The 21,197-nt window shown below is 63.2% G+C and carries 20 protein-coding genes; 10 read left to right on the plus strand and 10 right to left on the minus strand.

The annotated features are described in order from the left end of the window. Nucleotides 1–271 precede the first annotated feature (271 nt). The 5 genes from U4Y91_RS16630 to trhA all read left to right on the plus strand — a co-directional run bounded on the left by U4Y91_RS16630 (nucleotide 272) and on the right by trhA (nucleotide 5,646). A complete protein-coding gene (locus U4Y91_RS16630; RefSeq protein ID WP_321805949.1) occupies nucleotides 272–1,402 on the plus strand; it encodes a 3-deoxy-7-phosphoheptulonate synthase in 1,131 nt (376 codons plus the stop codon). 390 nt (nucleotides 1,403–1,792) lie between these two features. Further along, on the plus strand, nucleotides 1,793–2,221 hold the full coding sequence (locus U4Y91_RS16635; protein WP_257772770.1) for a PRC-barrel domain-containing protein: 429 nt from the start codon (nucleotides 1,793–1,795) through the stop codon (nucleotides 2,219–2,221). Nucleotides 2,222–2,511: 290 nt separating this feature from the next. After that, a complete protein-coding gene (locus tag U4Y91_RS16640) occupies nucleotides 2,512–4,590 on the plus strand; it encodes a carbon starvation CstA family protein (protein ID WP_321805950.1) in 2,079 nt (692 codons plus the stop codon). Between the two features lie 12 nt (nucleotides 4,591–4,602). Then, complete coding sequence (locus U4Y91_RS16645; RefSeq protein ID WP_011881067.1) at nucleotides 4,603–4,809, plus strand: YbdD/YjiX family protein; 207 nt, start codon at nucleotides 4,603–4,605, stop codon at nucleotides 4,807–4,809. Between the two features lie 216 nt (nucleotides 4,810–5,025). Further along, nucleotides 5,026–5,646, plus strand: a complete 621-nt coding sequence (gene trhA / locus U4Y91_RS16650) for a PAQR family membrane homeostasis protein TrhA (RefSeq protein WP_321805951.1) — start codon at nucleotides 5,026–5,028, stop codon at nucleotides 5,644–5,646. Nucleotides 5,647–5,736: 90 nt separating this feature from the next. Here the strand turns inward: trhA and U4Y91_RS16655 are convergent, their stop codons facing one another. Further along, the gene (locus tag U4Y91_RS16655) at nucleotides 5,737–6,168 is read right to left on the minus strand and encodes a nuclear transport factor 2 family protein (RefSeq protein WP_321805952.1); all 432 of its coding nucleotides are present in this window, start codon (nucleotides 6,166–6,168) and stop codon (nucleotides 5,737–5,739) included. 130 nt (nucleotides 6,169–6,298) lie between these two features. After that, nucleotides 6,299–6,652 (minus strand): DOPA 4,5-dioxygenase family protein, encoded by a 354-nt coding sequence (locus U4Y91_RS16660; protein WP_321805953.1) that lies wholly within the window; start codon nucleotides 6,650–6,652, stop codon nucleotides 6,299–6,301. 493 nt (nucleotides 6,653–7,145) lie between these two features. Between U4Y91_RS16660 and U4Y91_RS16665 the strand changes: the two genes are divergently transcribed. The 4 genes from U4Y91_RS16665 (at nucleotide 7,146) to U4Y91_RS16680 (ending at nucleotide 8,677) form a co-directional block, all read left to right on the plus strand. Continuing rightward, nucleotides 7,146–7,520 carry a hypothetical protein gene (locus U4Y91_RS16665; RefSeq protein ID WP_321806134.1) on the plus strand — a complete coding sequence of 125 codons (375 nt, stop codon included), beginning with the start codon at nucleotides 7,146–7,148 and terminating at the stop codon, nucleotides 7,518–7,520. Nucleotides 7,521–7,534: 14 nt separating this feature from the next. After that, nucleotides 7,535–7,759, plus strand: a complete 225-nt coding sequence (locus U4Y91_RS16670) for a hypothetical protein (RefSeq protein WP_321805954.1) — start codon at nucleotides 7,535–7,537, stop codon at nucleotides 7,757–7,759. Beyond that, entirely contained in the window at nucleotides 7,756–8,235 is a 480-nt protein-coding gene (locus U4Y91_RS16675; protein ID WP_124666318.1) for a hypothetical protein, read from the plus strand. The genes U4Y91_RS16670 and U4Y91_RS16675 overlap by 4 nt, the downstream gene beginning before the upstream one ends. Nucleotides 8,236–8,416: 181 nt before the next feature. Beyond that, on the plus strand, nucleotides 8,417–8,677 hold the full coding sequence (locus tag U4Y91_RS16680) for a hypothetical protein (RefSeq protein WP_321805955.1): 261 nt from the start codon (nucleotides 8,417–8,419) through the stop codon (nucleotides 8,675–8,677). Nucleotides 8,678–8,844: 167 nt separating this feature from the next. On the opposite strand, the gene hpnH is transcribed toward U4Y91_RS16680, so the two are convergent. Both hpnH and ispH read right to left on the minus strand, forming a co-directional pair. Then, nucleotides 8,845–10,005 (minus strand): adenosyl-hopene transferase HpnH, encoded by a 1,161-nt coding sequence (hpnH, locus tag U4Y91_RS16685; RefSeq protein ID WP_121862078.1) that lies wholly within the window; start codon nucleotides 10,003–10,005, stop codon nucleotides 8,845–8,847. A gap of 12 nt (nucleotides 10,006–10,017) precedes the next feature. Further along, complete coding sequence (gene ispH, locus U4Y91_RS16690; RefSeq protein WP_321805956.1) at nucleotides 10,018–10,959, minus strand: 4-hydroxy-3-methylbut-2-enyl diphosphate reductase; 942 nt, start codon at nucleotides 10,957–10,959, stop codon at nucleotides 10,018–10,020. A gap of 417 nt (nucleotides 10,960–11,376) precedes the next feature. Here ispH and U4Y91_RS16695 point away from each other — a divergent pair, with 417 nt between their 5' ends. After that, entirely contained in the window at nucleotides 11,377–12,564 is a 1,188-nt protein-coding gene (locus U4Y91_RS16695) for a glycosyltransferase (protein ID WP_321805957.1), read from the plus strand. A 112-nt stretch (nucleotides 12,565–12,676) separates the two neighbouring features. On the opposite strand, the gene U4Y91_RS16700 is transcribed toward U4Y91_RS16695, so the two are convergent. The 6 genes from U4Y91_RS16700 to U4Y91_RS16725 form a co-directional block, all read right to left on the minus strand. Further along, nucleotides 12,677–12,982 carry a TrfB-related DNA-binding protein gene (locus U4Y91_RS16700; protein WP_321805958.1) on the minus strand — a complete coding sequence of 102 codons (306 nt, stop codon included), beginning with the start codon at nucleotides 12,980–12,982 and terminating at the stop codon, nucleotides 12,677–12,679. Between the two features lie 36 nt (nucleotides 12,983–13,018). After that, nucleotides 13,019–13,282 carry a PAAR domain-containing protein gene (locus U4Y91_RS16705; RefSeq protein WP_321805959.1) on the minus strand — a complete coding sequence of 88 codons (264 nt, stop codon included), beginning with the start codon at nucleotides 13,280–13,282 and terminating at the stop codon, nucleotides 13,019–13,021. Further along, a complete protein-coding gene (locus U4Y91_RS16710) occupies nucleotides 13,282–14,565 on the minus strand; it encodes a T6SS immunity protein Tli4 family protein (RefSeq protein WP_321805960.1) in 1,284 nt (427 codons plus the stop codon). Before U4Y91_RS16710 ends, U4Y91_RS16705 begins: the two co-directional genes overlap by 1 nt. A gap of 25 nt (nucleotides 14,566–14,590) precedes the next feature. Beyond that, nucleotides 14,591–16,480, minus strand: a complete 1,890-nt coding sequence (locus U4Y91_RS16715) for a hypothetical protein (protein WP_321805961.1) — start codon at nucleotides 16,478–16,480, stop codon at nucleotides 14,591–14,593. A 24-nt stretch (nucleotides 16,481–16,504) separates the two neighbouring features. After that, the gene (locus U4Y91_RS16720; RefSeq protein ID WP_321805962.1) at nucleotides 16,505–19,165 is read right to left on the minus strand and encodes a type VI secretion system Vgr family protein; all 2,661 of its coding nucleotides are present in this window, start codon (nucleotides 19,163–19,165) and stop codon (nucleotides 16,505–16,507) included. Between the two features lie 562 nt (nucleotides 19,166–19,727). Continuing rightward, nucleotides 19,728–21,143 (minus strand): phage tail protein, encoded by a 1,416-nt coding sequence (locus U4Y91_RS16725; RefSeq protein WP_321805963.1) that lies wholly within the window; start codon nucleotides 21,141–21,143, stop codon nucleotides 19,728–19,730. Nucleotides 21,144–21,197: the final 54 nt, after the last annotated feature.

The raw sequence follows: 21,197 nt of genomic DNA on the forward strand, positions 1-21,197 counted from the left end.
GGGTCGCGTTGCGGCTGGCGACCGGCGGCGCTTGCATGACGCCCGTTCCATGAAGCCCGGTCGACAGGCCCGGAAACGTCGGCAGGCGCGCGCCCGAAACGCGCGGCATCGGCGCAACGCGCCGAATGCCCGGGCGATCCGTTGCGGATCGCCGTTCTTTCGCCCGGCCTCTTGACGCAGATCGCATGCCCCCGCGGCGCCTCGCTGCCGCCTTGCGCGAGTGCCATAATCGAGCCTGCAACTCATTCCAGACGTCCCCCGGAGAATCCTCATGCAGAACCTCGACAATCCTTCCCACGATCGCGAGGTAGGCACTGCCGACGCGACGCAGGACACCACGCGTATCGACGACGTCCGCATCGGCGCCGTGCGCCCGCTGATCTCGCCCGCGCTGCTGCAGGACGAACTGCCGGTGCCGGCCGCCACGCAGACGCTCGTCGAGGACACGCGCCGCGCGATCGGCGACATCCTGCACGGCCGTGACGACCGGCTGCTGCTCGTCGTCGGCCCGTGCTCGATCCACGATCACGACCAGGCGCTCGAGTACGCCCGCCGCCTGAAGGCCGCCGCCGATGCGCTGAAGGACGACTTGCTGATCACGATGCGCGTGTACTTCGAGAAGCCGCGCACGACGGTCGGCTGGAAGGGCTACATCAACGATCCGCGCCTCGACGGCAGCTTCCGCATCAACGAAGGGCTGCGCGCGGCGCGGCAACTGCTGCTCGACATCAACGCGCTCGGCCTGCCCGCGTCGACCGAATTCCTCGACCTGCTGAGCCCGCAGTACATCGCGGACCTGATCGCGTGGGGCGCGATCGGCGCGCGCACGACCGAGAGCCAGAGCCATCGTCAGCTGGCATCGGGGCTGAGCTGCCCGATCGGTTTCAAGAACGGCACCGACGGCGGTGTGCAGGTCGCGTCGGACGCGATCGTCGCCGCGCGCGCGAGCCATGCGTTCATGGGGATGACGAAGATGGGCATGGCCGCGATCTTCGAGACGCGCGGCAACGACGACGCGCACGTGATCCTGCGTGGCGGCAAGAACGGGCCGAACTACGACGCCGAGCACGTCGAGGCGAGCTGTGCGGTGCTGCGCAAGAGCGGGTTGCGCGAGCAGGTGATGGTCGATTGCTCGCATGCGAATTCCAACAAGTCGCACGAGCGGCAGATCGAGGTCGCGCAGGATCTCGCGCGGCAACTGTCGCAGGGCGAGCACCGGATCGTCGGCGTGATGGTCGAGAGCCATCTCGAGGCCGGGCGCCAGGATCTGAAGCCGGGCGTACCGCTGCAGTACGGTGTGTCGATCACCGATGCGTGCCTGAGCTGGACGCAGACGGAGCCGGTGCTCGATGTGCTGGCGGAGGCGGTGCGGCATCGCAGGGTGTATTCGCGCAACGCGTGAGGTGGTGTGGCTGCGTGGCGGCGTGGCGTCCGCCGCGTAGTCCGTGCGCCGGTGACGACCGGATGCCGGTCTCCGATGTTCTCCCGATCGACATGCCGCGGCGCGTGCTTTTCTCCGCCGCGCGCACATCCTGTCCGCACGGTCATTGATCTCCATCCGTCTCGCCCCACCTGTCACGTCGCACTCCGAACGCACGATCCGGCGAATGCCGCTACCATGAAGCCGTGTTGCACGCTGCGGTCCGGTCACGCCGGTCCGTCATGCACACACGCAGTGGCGGCGCGGCTGGCCGCCATGCGACCGACGAAGCGCGGGGCGCTCACCGATCAGCCGTTGCGCCCGCGTCGCTTCGCTCCCGGAATCAACAACAACCGAACCGGAGTGCAATACATGAAGTTCTACAAGACCCTCATCGCGGCAACCGTCCTCGCATCGAGCGTCAGCGCGCACGCGCAGATCGCCGGCACGCAGCCGCTCAGCGTGACCGTCGAGCAATCGCAGGCGCTGCTCGAAGGCTGGAGCGTGAAGAAGAGCGTGCTCGGCAAGGCCGTGTACAACGACCAGAACCAGAAAGTCGGCACGGTGCGCGACCTGATCGTCGCGCCGGACGGCTCGGTGTCGGCGGCGATCGTGTCGGCCGGCGGCTTCCTCGGCGTGGCCGCACATGACGTCGCGGTGCCGATCGCGTCGCTCGACGTGCGCAACGGCAACATCTACCTGCCGGGCGCGACGAAGGACGCGCTGAAGGCCACGCCGGCATTCCAGTACGCGAAGGTGCCGTCGCCGCCGAAGCCGAAGAAGGCCGACGACAAGCACTGATCCACGCGGCCCGGCGCGCGACCTGCCATGCCCGGCCGGCCGCGCGCCGGGCCGCGCCACGTCGCGTCGCGCGTCGATCCATCTCGGGCGCACCGCGCGCCCGCGCTCGGTCTACGTAATTCTACGTAGCCCCGCATACGTAGTTGTGCGCTTGTAAGCTGCCCCCGTCGCGCGGAATACTACGGCCCATCGCCGCGGCATCCACGAGACGCGGCACGACGCATCGACGTCACGCGGGTTCGGCGCCTGGCCGGATCCACTCAAAACCACATTGGAGACCAGGAGACGCCATGAATCGGGCTTCCAGTACCCTGCTATGGATCGCCGTCGCGCTGCTCGGCGCATTCGCGTTCGGGACGATCGCACTTGCGCACGGCGAACGCGTCAGCGCGCTGTGGATCGTGATCGCCGCAGTCTGCGTATATCTGATCGCATATCGCTTCTACAGCCGTTTCATCGCCAGCAAGGTCATGCAGCTCGACGGGCTGCGGATGACGCCGGCCGTCCGGCACAACGACGGCCTCGACTACGTGCCGACCAACAAGTACGTGCTGTTCGGCCATCACTTCGCCGCGATCGCCGGCGCCGGGCCGCTCGTCGGGCCGGTGCTCGCCGCGCAGATGGGCTACACACCCGGCATGCTGTGGATCCTGGCCGGCGTCGTGTTCGCCGGCGCGGTGCAGGACTTCATCGTGCTGTTCATCTCGACGCGCCGCGACGGCCGCTCGCTCGGCGACCTCGTCAAGATGGAGCTCGGCACGGTGCCCGGCGTGATCGCGCTGTTCGGCGCGTTCCTGATCATGGTGATCATCCTCGCGGTGCTCGCGCTGATCGTCGTGAAGGCGCTGACGAATTCGCCGTGGGGCACGTTCACCGTCGCCGCGACGATTCCGATCGCGCTGTTCATGGGCGTCTACACGCGCTACATCCGCCCGGGCCGCATCGGCGAAGTGTCGATCATCGGCTTCGTGCTGCTGATGGCGTCGATCGCGTTCGGCCAGACCGTGCACGATTCGGCGGCGCTCGCCGCGTGGTTCACGTTCAGCGGCACGCAGCTCACGTGGATCCTGATCGGCTACGGTTTCGTCGCATCGGTGCTGCCGGTGTGGCTGCTGCTCGCGCCGCGCGACTACCTGTCGACGTTCCTGAAGATCGGCACGATCCTCGGCCTTGCGATCGGCATCCTGGTCGTCGCACCGGAACTGAAGATGCCCGCGCTGACGAAGTTCGTCGACGGCACCGGCCCGGTGTGGTCGGGCAACCTGTTCCCGTTCCTGTTCATCACGATCGCGTGCGGTGCCGTTTCGGGCTTCCACGCGCTGATCTCGTCGGGCACGACGCCGAAGCTGATCGACAACGAAACCAACGCGCGCTTCATCGGTTACGGCGCGATGCTGATGGAATCGTTCGTCGCGATCATGGCGCTGGTCGCCGCCTGCGTGATCGAGCCGGGCATCTATTTCGCGATGAACGCGCCGGCCGCCGTGCTCGGCTCGACGCCTGAAGCCGTCGCGAACACGGTCACGCAATGGGGCTTCGTGCTGACGCCCGACATGCTCACGCAGACCGCGAAGGCCGTCGGCGAAACGACGATCATCGCGCGTGCGGGCGGCGCGCCGACGCTGGCCGTCGGCATGGCGCACATCCTGCACCAGGTGATCGGCGGCGAAGCGATGATGGCGTTCTGGTATCACTTCGCGATCCTGTTCGAGGCGCTGTTCATCCTGACGGCGGTCGACGCCGGCACGCGCGCGGGCCGCTTCATGCTGCAGGACCTGCTCGGCACGTTCCACCCGGCGCTCAAGCGCACCGAGTCGCTGCCCGCGAACCTGGTCGCCACCGCGCTGTGCGTCGCCGCGTGGGGCTACTTCCTGTACCAGGGCGTGGTCGATCCGCTCGGCGGCATCAACACGCTGTGGCCGCTGTTCGGCATCTCGAACCAGATGCTCGCCGCGATCGCGCTGGTGCTCGGCACCGTCGTGCTGTTCAAGATGAAGCGCGAGCGCTACGCGTGGGTGACGATCGTGCCGACCGCATGGCTGCTTATCTGCACGCTGACGGCCGGCTGGCAGAAGATCTTCGATGCGAACCCGAAGGTCAGCTTCCTCGCGCACGCCGCGAAGCTGCAGGCCGCGGTGGACGAAGGCAAGGTGCTCGCGCCGGCGAAGTCGATCGCGCAGATGCAGCGGATCATCTTCAACGACTACATCGATGCGGCGCTGGCCGGCCTGTTCATCTTCGTCGTCGTGGCGATCGCGGTGTACGGGCTGCTCGCCGTGCTGCGCGCGCGTCGCGAGTCGAAGCCGACCGTGCGCGAGACGCCGTACGAAGCAATGCCGGCCGCGCAGGCGCTCGGCAGCGGACGCTGACGGGAGGCCGCGATGTTCACCGATCTCGGCAGCGACCTGCGCAGCGCGGGGCGTTACCTCGGGCAGGCGTTGCGGCTGATGGTCGGCCTGCCCGACTACGACACCTACGTCGCGCACATGCGCGACACCCATCCGGACCGCGAGCCGATGACGTATGAGGAATTCTTCCGCGAGCGTCAGAATGCGCGGTACGGGTCGGGGGCAGGGAAGTGTTGCTGAACCGGGCCGGCGAAGCCGGCCGGTAAAGGCAGTCCGGTGACGGACCAGGAAGCGCCGCGAAGGTATTCGCGGCGCTTTTTTTTTCGGCGGGCCGGGCGGGCATGTTTGCTGCCTGTCGTGGTTGCGGCGGTTGGCCCGCTTCAGCGCGGCTTGATCCGGCCGCCGGTATCATAGGGCTCTACTTTTTTCCGATGAATCCGCGCAGGAGAACCCGTCGTGCATGTCGGTGAGCGTTTCAACAGCATTTCCCATCTCGTCGGCGCGGTATTGTCGGTGGCAGGGCTGGTCGCGCTGGTGACGATGGGCGCGCTCGACCGCGATCCCTACAAGATCGTGAGCTTCAGCGTGTATGGCGCGATGCTGATCCTGCTTTACGCGATCTCGACCGCGTATCACAGCGTGCGCAACCCGCGGCTCAAGGCGATCCTGCAGAAGTGCGACCATTCGGCGATCTATCTGCTGATCGCGGGCAGCTACACCCCCTTCTCGCTCGTCACGCTGCGCGGCCCGTGGGGCTGGTCGCTGTTCGGCGTGAGCTGGGGGCTCGCCGCATTCGGGATCGCGCAGGAACTCACGCTCGGACGACGCACGCGCATCGTGTCGATGGTGCTGTATGTGCTGATGGGCTGGCTCGCGCTCGTCGCGATCCGCCCGCTGATCCATGCGTTGCCGCCGGTGGGTACCGCGTGGCTCGTGGCCGGCGGCGTCATCTACAGCGCCGGGATCTACTTCTTCATCAACGACGAACGCATCCGCCACGGGCACGGTATCTGGCACCTTTTCGTGCTGGCCGGCAGCCTGTGCCAGTTCGTCAGTGTCGCGATGTATGTCGCGTGAGCGACGCGGGACGGAGGCGAAGGCGCGGCTGCATGCGGCGGCCGTGTCAGCCGGAGCAGGCGCGCCGCGTGTTCTTCGTGGTCGTCGGCATCAGGTGCGAACGGCCGCTGGCGCGACGTTGCGCAGCGCGTTGAACCCGACCCACCCCCAATAGACGCGATGATGCGCGATCAGCCCGTCGCGCAGATCCATCACCTCGACGAGATCGACCTGATCGCCGTCCGGCGTTTCGCGCGGATATTCCCATGTGAGGCGCTTGCCGTTCGAAAAGAACAGGCCCGTGCGGTACCAGCGTCCGAGCCGGTTGCCCGGATTGCGCAGCCCTGCCGCGAAGAACGCGCCGATCGCGGGCTTGCCGTGCAGCACGCCCGAGCCGTGATCGGGCAGCGTGGCGACGATCAGCGGCGTTTCGAGGATCGCGTCGTCCGCGTACAGCGACATCAGCGCATCGAGGTCGCGTGCGACGACGGCGGCGTGCCAGTCTCGATGGATGCGGTGCGCATCGGTGTCGGCGTGGGTCATGGTGGGTTCCGGCAAGCGTGGATAACGGCACCACTGTATTGATGCAACGCCGCCGGACGTTTCACCGCAGGCCGAAACGTGGATGTTGCGTGCGCCGAGGCGCGACCGCAACCGCGTTCCGCCGTTCGCGTCAGCCTCCCAGCGCGCCGAGATTCAGTTCATGCGACTTGCCGATCCACACCGCGCTGTCGCGATGGTCGCGCAGTTCGTCGTCGGTATTCGGATGCAGGAAGATGTCGAGCGCGCCGTGATTCAGCACGAGCCACGGCACGATGGTGTCGAACCGCGTGGCGTCGAACGCGATCTGGTACGACCAGGCCGGATGCGGGCCGACGAGGCGTTCGTGAAAGCGGCCGAGCTCGATGATCGCGCCGAACCGCTCTTCGACGACGAGGCGAAACGCCCAGGCCGCGTCGCGGCTGGCGGCGTCGAAGTAGACGTGTGCGTGCCAACTGTTGATCGCGGTGGAATCGATATCAGCCATGACGGGACTCGTGAGAAGAATGGGGAACGCGTGAACGCCGTCACTGCGGCGCGATGCGCAATTATCGCGCGTCCTTGTCGGACGTGTCTTGTCGCGAAGCGGTAAATCGGCGTGAAGAATAGGTTGCGCGTCAGAGAAACCGCGGATTCGTTGAAGTATTTCGCGCGCGAGCCGAGATGCGAGGCATCGCGCCGAAACCCTTGCCGGCTTGGGCTCGAACCGAAATCGCTTCGGCAATACGTCATTTCGAAAATTGAAAAAGCGATTCGCGCACCGCATCGAATCGTCTGCGAAAACGCGATCAGGTCGTTGAATGAAATAAAGAAATTCCGCTCAGGCGGCATTGGCGAATCAAGCGGATCGCGCCTCGGCTGTCGGTGCCGAAAATATCAATTGCGGAATCGGCTATTCAAGCACGTGGCCACGCGACATACGATGGTTTCACCGCATCGACGACCAAGATCGATGCGGAAACAACCATCTGGAGGCCATGATGCGATCCGTTGTTTCCCTTGCAGTGCTGTCCGGCGCGCTTGCCGCGCTGCCCGCCGCGAGCTTCGCGCAGTCCGTCGACACCGAGTGGCAGTCGAACGTCGCGCCATTGACCTGGTCCGCGGCGCGTGCCGAAACCGACGTGCAACTGATGCAGATGACGCGCGCCGGCTATCGCGCGACGACGGCCGGCAACCAGAACTATCCGCTCGCGATGCAGCGTGCGCTCGACCGCGTGCGGAACCCGGTGCCCGACCGCTCGGAGGAGAAGGTCGCGATGGAAGCGCGTGCGGCCAGCGCCGCGCAGAGCGGTCATCCGGTAAAGGCGTTCTTCGTGAAGACCGCGTACTACTTGAAAGGCGAGAACACGTTCTGATGCGGGAGACAAGCATGGCATGCCCCAACCGATTCCCCGGCGCGTTGCGCGCGCCGTCGGCGCTCCGGCGGCTGCCGGACGCGTATGCGGCGCGGCGGCCGGGCGACGTGTACGACGCGCGGCGTCACCGAAACGGCAGCCGCGACGCGAACCGCGGTGCAAACGCGTGCTGCACCGCACGGCCGGTGTTCGATGCGGATGATGCGGACGATGCGTCCGCGCGCGAGAGCGAGTCATGAAGGCCGTCCGGAAAAGCCGTCGCCATCCGCCGCTGACGCGCGAATGGCTGCTGCCGTTGCCGCCCGCACATGTGCGCGACATCTCGCTGAAATGCCACATGGCGCTCGTCGCGCTGCGCGGCGAGCACGGCAGCGAAACGTTGCTGATGCGGCTGCGCACGAGCGTCTACCTGGTGTTCCTCGCGCTCGACGATGCGGTATCGGCGGATGCGAGCATCGACCTGTGCGTCGACGCGGAGCGCGTGCTCGATGCGAGCGTCGCGCGCGCGGCGGAAAGCGGCGCATGGACGCTGCACGACGACGAATGCGCGGTGCTCGAGCGCATCCTCGCCGCGAACGACGCGTGCGTCGCGACGCTCACGCGGCACCGGCTCGCCGAGCTGTGGCGTCACGTCAGTGCGTTCGCGTCGGCCGACCAGCCGGCCCTCGTCGCGCAAGCCGCGGCGAAGATGCGGGAACCGGCCGTTCTGCATTGAGCGTCGTCGACGCGACCGGTGCCCGCGCGATGTTTCATACCTGTCCCATTCCCCGGCGCCGACGCTCGCCGTCTAATGTCATGACAGGAACCGAACGGGTTCGGTCGATGACGATCCATCCTCGCGTGGGTGATGATCGTGCGTGTCGGCGCGAACGCATCCGTTTCGATCAGGAGGAGCGATGGCGCTATACAGGATCGGCGGCTACTTCACGTGCGGAAGCGGCCGCACATTCAGCGAGAACCTGCCGCCGGGCAGCGAAGTGACGATCGCGGGCATCTATCGATGCACCGTATGCGGCGACGAGATCGGCATTGCGAAGCGGCAGACGCTGCCGTCCGACGACGAGCATCCGCACGATCTCGATCCACCGTCCGACCCGCTGCTCGACCCCGGCCCGACCGCATGGCAATTGATCGCGGCCGCGGAGTCGAGACACTAGGCGAGCGGCGCTCGCCCGCTCATGCGTGCGAGGATGCGCGCCGCTCCCCGCACGAAGGCCGACACAATCAAAGCCCGACAAAACAAAAGCGCCACGGAGCGAACTCCGTGGCGCTTCTTCGATGCCGGCCGATGCGGAGGCGCGAACCTCCGCATGGCGACACGCGCTTAAGCTGCCGTTGCCGGCTTGGCCGGCTTCTGCAGCTTGCCCTTGCCGGCGCGCTGGATTTCCTCGAGCTTGATCTCGACGTGGCGCGAGAACACGTACTCGGCCGGACGCTGCTTCGCGATCGAGATGTCCGGCGCGAACGCGCCTTCGGTCTTGATGCCCTTCCGGCTCACGGCGAACGCCTTCAGCGGATGCGCGATCGTGTCCATCACGGCGGTGGCTTCGAAGCCGCAGTGGACCATGCAGTCCGCGCACTTCTCGTAGTTGCCGACGCCGTAGTTGTCCCAGTTCGTGTCTTCCATCAGTTCCTTGAAGGTCTTCACGTAACCTTCGCCGACCAGATAGCACGGCTTCTGCCAGCCGAACACGGTACGCGCCGGGTTGCCCCACGGCGTGCACTTGTACGTCTGGTTGCCGGCCAGGAAGTCGAGGAACAGCGACGACTGGCTGAACGACCAGCGCTTGCCGCCTTCGCCGCGCTTCAGGATTTCGCGGAACAGGTTCTTCGTCTTGTCGCGGTTCAGGAAGTGCTGCTGATCCGGCGCGCGCTCGTACGCATAGCCCGGCGACACGGTGATGCCGTCGACGCCGATCGGCCCCAGCGTATCGAAGAACTTCGCGACGCGCTCGGGGATCGCATCGTTGAACAGCGTGCAGTTGATGTTCACGCGGAAGCCGCGGCGCTTCGCTTCCTTGATGGCCGCGACCGCCTTGTCGTACACGCCTTCCTGCGACACGGAATGGTCGTGCATGTCCTTGTCGCCGTCGAGGTGGACCGACCAGACGAAGTACGGATTCGGCTCGTAGTCGTCCATCTTCTTTTCCATCAGGAGCGCGTTCGTGCACAGGTACACGAACTTCTTGCGCTTCATGATGCCCTTGACGATCTCCGGCATCTCCTTGTGGAGCAGCGGCTCGCCGCCGGCGATCGACACGATGGGCGCGCCGCACTCGTCGACGGCTTCCAGGCATTCCTCGACGGACAGGCGCTGGTTCAGGATCGGGTCCGGATAATCGATCTTGCCGCAGCCGTTGCAGGCGAGGTTGCAGCGGAACAGCGGCTCGAGCATCAGCGCGAGCGGATAGCGTTTGTTGCCGGACAGGTGTTGGCGCATGATGTATGCGCCGACGCGGACTTGCTGGAGCAGCGGAATAGACAAGAGATGTCCTCCTTAAACTTCGCGGGCGACAGCTTGCGTAAGCTTCGCCGGCAACTTGAATTCGACTTTTTCCTCACGGCCCGCCATCGTCGTGACATCGACGGGCCCCAGCGCGCGCAGCGCGCCGATTACATCCTCGACCATTTCCTCGGGTGCCGACGCGCCGGCGGTCAGGCCGACCGTCTGCACGCCCGCGAACCATTCGGCCTTCACTTCCGAGCCGTCGGCGACGAGATAGCTCGGTACACCGCTTTCGGTGCCGATCTCGCGCAGGCGGTTCGAGTTCGAGCTGTTCGTCGCACCGACGACCAGCAGCACGTCGACCTGGCCGCTCAGCTCGCGCACGGCGGCCTGGCGGTTCTGCGTCGCGTAGCAGATGTCGCGCGTGTCCGGGCCGACGATGTCGGTGAACCGGCGCTGCAGCGCTTCGATGATGCCGCGCGTGTCGTCGACCGACAGCGTCGTCTGCGTGACGTACGCGACCGGCGTGTCGACCGGCAGCGTCAGCGTATCGACTTCGGCCTCGCTCTGCACGAGGATCACTTCGGCCGGGATCTGGCCGATCGTGCCCTCGACTTCCGGATGGCCCGCATGGCCGATCAGGATCAGCCGGCGGCCCGCCGCGACGTACTGGCGGCCCTGCACGTGCACTTTCGTGACGAGCGGGCAGGTGGCGTCCAGCACGTCGAGCCCGCGCGTTTCCGCATCGCGTTCGACCGTCTGGGCGACCCCGTGCGCGCTGAAGATCGCCACGGCGCCGTGCGGCACCTCGTCGAGCTCCTCGACGAATTGAGCCCCTTTATTACGCAGGTTTTCGACGACGTGCCGGTTATGCACGATCTCATGACGCACATAGACCGGCGCGCCGTGCTGTTGCAGCGCGCGATCGACGATCTCGATCGCACGGACAACCCCCGCACAGAAGCCGCGGGGCTGGGCAAGGATGACTCGCATAAGTGAGCGAACTCCGACGACAGACGCCGGGGTTCGAGGAGCTGGCACCGCTCGCTCGCCCCGGCTTGATGTTATGAAGGCAGGAACGAACCGGCCAGGCCAGGCCCCGGAACCCCGAATTAATCGCGCATTTTAACCCTATCGGGCCGTCCTTGCTCTGGTGCTGTATCGGCCGTGTTGCATCCGCCGCAGCGCCGCGTCGGCGCTCGCGCGCGCGGAACCCGGTAAACTGCGCGGTTTCGCGGGCAGCCCGTCCGGCTGCCCGGCGTCGCGCTCATTTCAAGGCCATTCGATGACCGTCGATTCTTACGCGTATTGCCCTGCCGCCGGTGCGGTCAAGGGTGTTTTCACTCCGACCCTGATTGCGATCGAACGATCCGGGGCCGCTCGCGCCGGCGTCCGGCAGGAGGCGTGCCGATGATGCTGGCGATTACCTTCCTGGTGTCCGGCCTGTCGCTGCTGATCTGGATCGTGCTGCTGGTCGCGCGCGGCGGCTTCTGGCGCGCGCGGCCCGCGCGGGCCCTGCCGCCGGAAGCGCGCGGCGCCGCGGCCGAGGCCGGCTGGCCGGCCGTTGTCGCGGTCGTGCCGGCGCGCAACGAGGTCGACGTGATCGCGCAAGCGGCGACGTCGCTGCTCGAGCAGGATTATCCGGGCGACTTTCATCTGATCATTGTCGACGACCACAGCGACGACGGCACCGCCGCCGCGGCCCGCGCGGCCGCGCTCGCGATCAACCGCGCCGACCGCCTGACGGTGCTCGCCGCGAAGCCGCTGCCGGCCGGCTGGTCGGGCAAGGTGTGGGCGCAGTCGCAGGGCATCGCCGCGGTGCGCACGCTCGGGCTGCCGGCCGACTACCTGCTGCTGACGGATGCCGACATCGGCCATCCGCCCGACGCGGTGGCCCAGCTCGTCACGCGCGCGCAGGCCGAACAGCGCGATCTCGTGTCGCTGATGGTGCGGCTGCGCTGCGATTCATTCTGGGAAAAGGCGCTGATCCCGGCGTTCGTGTTCTTCTTCGCGAAGCTCTATCCGTTCTCGTGGATCAACAATCCGCGCAACCGGACGGCCGGCGCCGCGGGCGGCTGCATGCTGGTCAAGCGCAGCGCGCTGGAAGAGGCCGGCGGCATCGAATCGATCCGCGGCGCGCTGATCGACGACTGCAGCCTTGCCGCGCAGATCAAGCATCGCGGCAGCGGCCGGCATCCGATCCGGCTCGACCTGGCCGACCGCAGCGTGTCGCTGCGTCCGTACGACAGCTGGCGCGACATCTGGAACATGATCGCGCGCACCGCGTTCACGCAGCTCCATTATTCGCCGCTGCTGCTCGCCGGCACGCTGCTCGGGATGACGATCATCTATCTCGTGCCGCCTGTGGCCGCGCTCGCATACGGCGCGCGGGCCTGGCCGGCGTGGCTCGCATGGGCGTCGATGTGCACCGCGTATGCGCCGATGCTGCGCTACTACCGGCGCTCGCCGCTGTGGGCGCCCGCGCTGCCGCTCGTGGCGCTGTTCTACGTCGGCGCGACGTTCGCGTCCGCGTGGCGCTACTGGCGTGGCAAGGGTGGTCAGTGGAAGGCGCGGGTGCAGGCGCCGGTGGAGCGCTGACAAACGCCGGCGGATGCCGGTTGTTGCTCCGGACTGGTATCGGAAAGCTAAAAGCCCGATCGGTTGAGAATCGATCGGGCTTTGTCGTTTACGGCAGCGCCGCGCGACTGCGTCATGCCGTGGAACCGATCCCGGCTAAGTGGTGTGCGTTGCGCACCCAGGCATGAAGCGCAGTCTCGTACCGTGCGGGAATCGTGACGGTTACCGTTGTCAGTCGTGTCTCGCTGTCTGGCAGATCTAGAAAGCGTTGCCAGACTTTCCGCACGAGCTGGGACATAGCCGAACGGTTTATGCCTAGCTCCATCGACAGCGCTCGCTGTGATCGCCCGTTGACGAGAATTTCAAACAACGCCCGTTGATTCTCGGGCCTTATGCGGGTTTCATTCAGCCGCAACAGATGGAACTGTGCGGCGGTCATGCTGCGTTTCTGTTGCGCCACGTCGAATACCAATGATTAGGTGATTCCGAATCCCGACATGCTGGTACGCAGTACGGCGCCGCAAGTCGTCTTGTGCCCATCGAGCGCCACGGGGCGGCCTTCAACCACGAAATTCGGATCGCCTTCCGCGATTACGCAGACCTGATGTCCGTCAATCGGGCAGATACAGCGGTCTCCCTTCCGTGCGACCGCTTTCCCGTCCACGTCGAAATTTGATGCGCCACCCACGACTTGTCCGCCATGGTCGGTCGCGTCGCCAACTCGAATAACGTTACGCATCAGTCTGCTTTATTTCCCGGATTCGCCGGGCCCGGCGGCGCAACATCGTCGATTGCGACAAGCGTCCATGTTGTCGGCACGTGATGATTCACTTTTCGGCCCAGTAAGCGGTCCAGAATGCCGGATTGGTTCAATACTTCAACCGATGGCATGGTCGTTCCCATTTCGAAGTATTGTCGGCTTCCCCCTGCGATCGGTAGGCCGTTAGCTTCGGGGCATGTCCACCATCCGCTGCGCGGACACGTTGCTCCCGTTCGAACAATAGTATTGAGTGGCACCGGCGACACTTCAGTGTCGCTTACCTTTGCCGCACCGGAGGTCGGACGTAGACGTACCGAGTTCACAATCGCGTCGAACAGGTTCGTCAATTGTTCATCCGACAGATTTGGACGTTGATCGTCCCGTGTCGTTAGCTCAACAGTAAGCGTTGGTTTAAGCGGTTGAAGATGATTGCCTTGCGCTTGCCACTTGAACTGATATGCCCGAAAGCCGGAATCGGTCGGCAGTGACCATAAACCTTCTTCTCCCTTGCGACCGTTTACGTCATGTTCGCCACGACGTAGTGTCCTGATTCCGCTGACGAGCGACTGAAATCCTGAAGGTACGGCTCCGCTGTCTACCCGATTGAGCAGCGATTTGCTATCCGGTTCTTCTGTCGTCGTCGAGATATGTACAACGAGGCCCGGTGTGCTCGGGAAACGAAATGAGATCGACGCCACTTCATGTTGTGGCGTCCGTCCTTCGTCGGCAAAGAATCCGTCGCGCACGCAAAAGCCGTTTTGCGTCGGGATGTCGTCTACCGACCGACTACGCAGGCTCGGGATGTAGCGCTTTTGTATGTTTTCGACAATTGCTGGATAATCTCTCGGCAAAAACGAAACGCTTCTAAAGTAGAATGTAATACCTTTGTCCCATTTGTATATTTCTGCGCCAACGTTCGGGCTGCCGAATAGAGTGCGCGATATCTCGAACAACGCGCTACTTGGGCTTGGATGAATGGCATGATCTAAAGAGTATTTTTCTTTATCTTTGCCTGCCTTGAAGGCTGCCTCGCGATTCTTCATTTTCTCTTGAAACGAGGGTAGGTCAGGTATGCTGCGCGTCGATGCGACGAGGCCATACATGTATTCGCCCATCTGTGCATATAGTTCGGCGTTGGTCGGGACGTCGACCACATATCGTCCAACGCAATACGTTTTTGCTTCATTCATATTCGATTCGCCAGCCACGCAGGTCATTGAAAACAACGCCAATGTGATCTCAAGTAGTCGTCGTACTTTCATGAATTTCCTTTCATGGATTAGAAGATCATTGAATCGGGGGCGCCAATTGAACGATCTTTCCGATACACCAGGCAACGCACTCGCGCACCGCTCCATTGTTGTAGGACATCTGGTGGTCGAAGCCGGTCATCCGGAAGGTTACAGGCTTGGTACCACTTTCCGAAATCAGGGTGCCGGAATCAAATGGCACCGTACCATCGCCGGAAAAGGTCCTGTCACTTCCAGTTTCGCCATCTTTCGGTGGTGGTGGTGCTTCTTCCAATTTGAAAATTACTTTTTGTGTGCCGAAGGAAAGCTTCGATTTTCCAAAATTATCGAAGTTTTCCGAAACAATGTCTTTCAGAATCCATTCGAATTCGGCTCCAATTTCGTCCTTTGTCGACCATACAATTTCGCCAAACGAAACTTGCTTGGGGTCGGCTCCATAATAGGCATATGTGGTCGGATGGCAGTAGAGTTCTAAATTATCGTGAAAATCCATCGCTTTCGCGAGTTGATTTTTGTAATGCTGGTACGGATCGTTTTTGTCGTCCAGTTTCAGGTTGGCCGGATTGATGAGTTTTGGATCAACCATTCCCCACCAATTATCCGTTACTCTCTTCGCATAGATTTCCGCATATGGATCGGCAATCGGCATGGGTTTCATTGCCTCCGTTTTTCCGCCGTAACTGGGCCGTACGAATTGCAACCAGCCGGGCGTGAAATGTTTCGTTGGCAATAATTCGAGCGGGCCGGGAGAATTTCCCATGACACATACGATATCGGCTGCACTCCAACCCATCACCACGGCTACCATCGCGCCTTCGACATTGAACGATCCGTTCACCTCACATCCCGCACGAAAGCGCCGATAGACGACAGGCGCTCCACCGACAGGCTGTACACCGTGAACGATGCCCAAGATCGTATCCGGTCCCGCCTTCCCGCAGCTCTTTGTCGGTGCGTCGTTTGATGTGCCGGTAGTGGCGGCCGACTGTTGACGGTCTTGCGCGGTAGCGTTCATCCAATCATCGTCATCGCTGTCCGATCCTTTGCTGGACCGCTCGCTGAGCTTCTGTGCCGCGCGCCGTGCTACAAGGCCGCCCATGGAGTGCGTGACGATGATGACCTTGTCCATAGGAATCCAGTAGGAACCCTTTTGGTAATACGCTAATGCTTCGTTGATGCGGTCGATGAGTTGGTCTGCCGACGCATCATTAGATGCAAGCCAGTTGTAGCCGCACGCCCACACGGGATAGTAATACTTGGACACTCGCGAAAATTCATCGGGCGCGAGCGGTTCGATTGTCACGCCTTGCGGATTCCATTCTGCGCGAACGTCGATCTTCTTGCCCTTGACCACGCGCTCGAGTGTTTGTGCGACGCTCCATATTTCCTTCGGCCTTTGTGGATCGGACGGCAATTCGGTTTCGAGGTATGGCTCGTTGAGTGCAGATTCGAGTTCGGCGAGAATTCCGCCGTAGCTATCGAAGTGGAGTTCGCCCCAGCCACGCCGCTTTGCTTCGTCATTTGTCAATGTCCACACGTTGCGTGGAACACTAACTTTCCCGCTCTTGTCGACCATCACACGCTCAGGTCCCACTTGTTTTTGCCGATCTGCTGCGCTTTGATTCAGTCGCCGGAACCATTCGCCTAAACCGGCCATCTTGCCGTTCGGCGGACGCCATGCCGGTTCGCCGGCCTTCTTCGTCTTGTCATTCGAGCAGAGATTTGTTCCCATGATTCCGGGCACGAAGATAATGGGGATGACATGTCGTGGCGGCAGGGTGCAAAGGGCGCATACCTTGAATGAGTCGGGGCTCATGACACTATCAAAGTAGGGGTTGCCGTTCTCGTCGAATCGTAGCGGTACACGGCGGTAAGCTTGCTTGGTTCCGGATTCGGAATGCTCGTTAGCAGTTTCAGCGGTGGCCATTTGTATTGATCTTCTTCAGTGCGCTTAGTCAACCGGTCTGAACGACACGGGGCGAATTTCGCTATCTTTGGCAATCATTGAATGTGTGCCATCTTCTGCGATCGTTCCTTGATCCCGAATACCTCCGGCGTCGTCCAGAACCTTGTGAGCAAGCCCGACATGCGCCTTGCCATCCGGCCCGACTACCCTGAATCGTTCATCCGTCTTCATTGATGAAGTCGGCATGTTCGGTAGGTCGGCCGTGCCGCCGCCGCCCGTGACAGCCTGAAAGCCGCTCGATTCAATCCGATGCTCACCGGTCGACGACTGGACGATTTTTCCATTCGCGATTTTTATCACCGCGCCGTTTGTTCGCAGTTCCAGCTCCGGTGCTTCCAAAATCAGTTTTTCGAGCGAGTAAATGTGCAGGCGCTCGGACGTGCCGATTTCGCCCTTGCCTTGGTGTGCCTGAATGGTTAAGTCGCCCGATCCCACCATAAGCTTCATCCCGGCTTTGGCGAATGCCGATAGCCCCTGCGCGGCGCGCATCAGAATGCGCCGACCGGCGCTGATATTTGCATCCTGAGCGGCTACCGATTCGACATTCCCGCCGGCGACAGCAAGAACGTTTGCAGGACTGGACATCGCGATACCGTCCGGCGCAGTAACGCCGATCGCCGCCGCCCCGCCGTCGTCCGCCCACTCACGAATGCCTTTCGTCAACTTCTCTTGTGGACCGGTATCCGTCTCGTAAGCATCATGCGTCGACGACAGTTCACTGAGCCTCTTCGCGATGGACAGCGCGAGTTCCAATTGACCGGTCAATTCCGCGCGATCCAGCACGCGTCCGCTGGCATTGTTGCGGGCATCCGTCGAAAGCAGCATCCCGCGTGCGGCACGAATCGCTCCCGCTAGATCGGTGCGAAGTTCGAAACCCTCGCCGCGCTTTTCCGATGCACCCTTGTCGCGAGGATGGCCTATCCAGCCCTGATTGAGTTGAGTTTTGCCGTGTTCTGAGGATAGCTTGGTCTTAGTCTGTGCCGTCGTGTCATCGAATTGCAGTTCGCCATAGCCAAGGCCGCCAATTTCCTTCGACCGGATACCGTATAGCGGTGCATTGTCGGGCAGATTACCCGCACTGGCGAATTGCACGGGCGCATGCCGCGCGTCGAACATATTTGCAACTACGATCGGCTTGTCCGGATCGTTCTGCATGAATAGAACGAGAACCTCGGAACCGACGCGCGGCCAGAACGCTGTTCCGGATTGCGCATCCGCCCACGGTTGCGCGACGCGCACACGCGCGGAATCGCGCGGCGTGCCGCTTGCGCCGCTATCGGGATGATCGTCTCGTCGAGCAAACAGGAATTGAACGCATATTCGCCCTTGTTCGTCTACATCAACTTCGCCGTTTCCAACCACGCGAGCACTGATTGGGCCGACAGCCGGGACGCGGGACGCGTCCCACATCGGGACGATATGCGTCGATGCTCGAACACACTCGAAGCGATTGAGAATCGGACTCTCTTCTTCGATTTCGAACCTGCCTTTTCCGGGGGAATTCGGGAGAAGACTGTTTCGCACACGTGTTTCCACATGCGTCAACACGAATCGACGGTCTTCGGCCGAATGCCCGTCGATCTCCGGATGGCCGGCCATCGAAAATACCGTGCCTGCGCCACCCACGAATGCCCGGACGACACTTTGGCCTGCAAAGTGCTTTGCACCTTGCGAGAGCGCAAGCTGGCGACGCTGCATAACCTGTTCGTAGTGGTCGGCATTTTCCGCGACGTGCGGCGAATCGTACCAATATTGGGTTAGCGTCGCGGCCAGGGCTTTGCCGTGTTCGCCTTGATCCTGTGCAGTCGTGGCGTCGAGTTGTTTGACACCGGCGGTTTGATAATCATGTGATGCGGCATATACGGCACCGGGGGCAAGTTCTCGATATGCCTCCCACGCGAAAATCGTGTCGTTCGGCTCCGTCGCATCCGCGCGATTGAAGCGTACAAGACCAGCCGGGTTTGCCTTCCATGCATTGACTTTATCGACAAGGTGCAACGTGTGAACAGGTGCGCCGTTCTCGATCGCATGCGTGAAGTACCAACTAATGCCCTCGCGACGCCACAAGCGAGTCATGAATGCGAGGTCGCTTTCCTTCGCCTGCATCGTGAACCCACGACTTGGATAGGTGCCGAGCGCACTTGTATCGAGTCGAAACGCTGCACCGATGACCTGATTGCTGATCGTATGCTCGTGAATGATCGCATGCGAAATGTCGACGACGGATGCATCGCGGAATACGCGCCACGTCACCCGTCGATCAAGCAATGAAAGCGCGTCGGTGCATACAAATTCGTAAAGCACGAAGCCACCGTCGGCGGCCAGTTGACGTGCTTCGCAAACGATTGCGCAAATGGTTCGCTCGGTGCCAGCGATGTCGCCAACCTGGAAGGCTACGGGCGCACCGATGAATGCCTTCAACGGCATTGAAATATCGCTGGATAGCGCTTGCAGGGTGAACCTGAGCGACTCGCAAACACCTTCGCGTGCTGTGAGTTGGTGCGGCAAGACGGCATTGCCCGGCAGGCCGATCGATCGCGCAAACTGCACTTGCAGCAACCGGCGAGATTGCGTAAATCCGGACAGCAGCCTTTCAAAGTTCGGAAACTGCGCCGATACGGCGCGGACAAGTTCTATTGGATTCATCGTTGTTTTGTGCTCTCAGGTCTCGACGGTCACCCGTACCGTGCAGCTTACCCCGCTTGTCGACCGGCGTTTCAATTTTCCGGTCGCGCACCGAATGCATCCGGACAATTGCAAAAGCCAGCCGTTGCACCGCAAAAGATTCAACCTTACGAACTGCTTTTGATGCTGTCAATCAAGCCATTCAGAAACCTGTCAGTCTTGACAGATATGCGGCGGCCAATAATCAAACTTGTCTTATTAACGTGAACGCAGTCGAATTGTTAAATGTTGTCAGGGGAGGTCGCGCGATTTTGATTTATTGGACGCCCGCCGGGATCTCAAAATCTTCGACATAGAATTCATCTCAGGTTGTGAACCAATCATCGGGCACTGCCGCGATGAGAATCACAGTGACTCTACGCAAGGATTCTCATCCGCGATGAGTGCCCGGCTCTTGAATCTCCAAGCGGGTTATCGTAATGAAAAACACCCCGAGGGTCGGATGGGAAATCCGACCCTCGGGGTGTAGGTCAATCGGCACAAACCGATCGGGCTGTTTCGCTTACGGCGTCGCCGCGCGCGCTTACCGCTGCGTCAGCATCATGTACATCTGGATCACGACATCCGGCGAGAACGTGAACGGCACCCAGCCGTAGCCGGTGTGGCGCGCGACCAGCAGACGATCGCCGTTCGACTGCTTCTGCACGGCCATCATCGGGTTCTTCGTGGTCACGAAGCGCCAGCCGGCCGGGATGCCCGGCGGCGGTTCCGGCTGCATCGACGCGCGTGCATGCGCGAGTTCCTCGATCAGCTGGCCCAGCTGCTCCGGGTGCAACGTGATCGACTGGCCGTTGACGGTCAGCGTCAGTTCGTTCTGCGACGGGCGCGCGACGTGCAGCGTCGCCTTGTCCGCGGGGGCGTCGGCGGCTGCTTCGGCCGCGGGCGCGACTTCGATCGCGGTGTCGGCAGCGGCGGTCGCGACGACGTCGGTGATCGCGTCGGCCGCCGCAGCGGCGACTTCATCGGCGGCAGCCGGCGCGGTCGCGTTCGTCATCGGCTCAACGGCGGACTCGACGGCCGGTTCGACCACGTCAGCCGCGACGGCCGGCTCGGTGGCCAAAGCTGCCGCGTTCGTCGCGGCGTCCTTCACGACGGCTTCGACCAGCGCTTCCGCGTCGGCGATCGCCTTCGCGTGCTGCTCGGCGGCCGCTTCGGCCTGCGCGATCGCTTCGGTATGACGCTGCGCGACGGCCTCGGCCTCCGCGGTCGCCTCCGCATGGCGTTGCGCGGCCGCGTCGGCTTGCGCGATCGCTTCGGCGTGACGCTGCGTGATCGCTTCGGCTTCGGCGGTTGCCTCGACGTGGCGCTGCGCAGCGGCTTCCGCTTCGGCGATAGCCTGCGTATGACGCTGCGCGAGTGCCTCGGCCTCGGCGATCGCGGCCGCGTGGCGCTGCGTCGCGGCCTCGGCTTCGGCGGCCGCTTCCGCATGGCGCTGCGCGGCGGCTTCAGCTTCCGTGGTGGCCGCTGCATGACGCTGCGCGGCCGCGTCCGCTTCGGTCGCGGCGGCGTGATGACGCTGCGCGGCGGCCTCGGCTTCGGCGATCGCGGCCGCATGACGCTGCGACGCGGCTTCGGCATCAGCGTGGCGCTGCGCGAGCGCCTCGGTCAGCGCGGTCGCTTCGGCGTGCCGCTGGACGGCGGCCTCGGCCTGCGTGGCGGCTTCGGTGTGGCGTTGGGCGGCGGCTTCGGCCGCGGCGGTGGCGTCGGCGTGGCGCTGCTGCGCGGCATCGGCGTCGGCGGCTGCGGCCGTGTTGCGCTGCGCGGCGGCCTGTGCTTCGGCTTCCGCGGCGGCGTGACGTGCGGCTGCGGCCTGGGCTTCCGCCGCGGCGGCGCGCGCGAACGCTTCCGCGCTGCGTGCCGCCTGCTGCGCGGCGTGGTGATCGTGGAGGAGCTGATCGACGCCCGCGTTGAGCGAATCGATCTGTTCGTTCAGGTTCATGCGTGTCTTCTCTGCGTAAGACCCGCGATTTTAACCGCTGCGCCGGTGCCGGTC

Origin of the sequence: Burkholderia sp. BCC1993 (assembly GCF_905339865.1) — a bacterium.
Classification (GTDB): Bacteria; Pseudomonadota; Gammaproteobacteria; order Burkholderiales; family Burkholderiaceae; genus Burkholderia.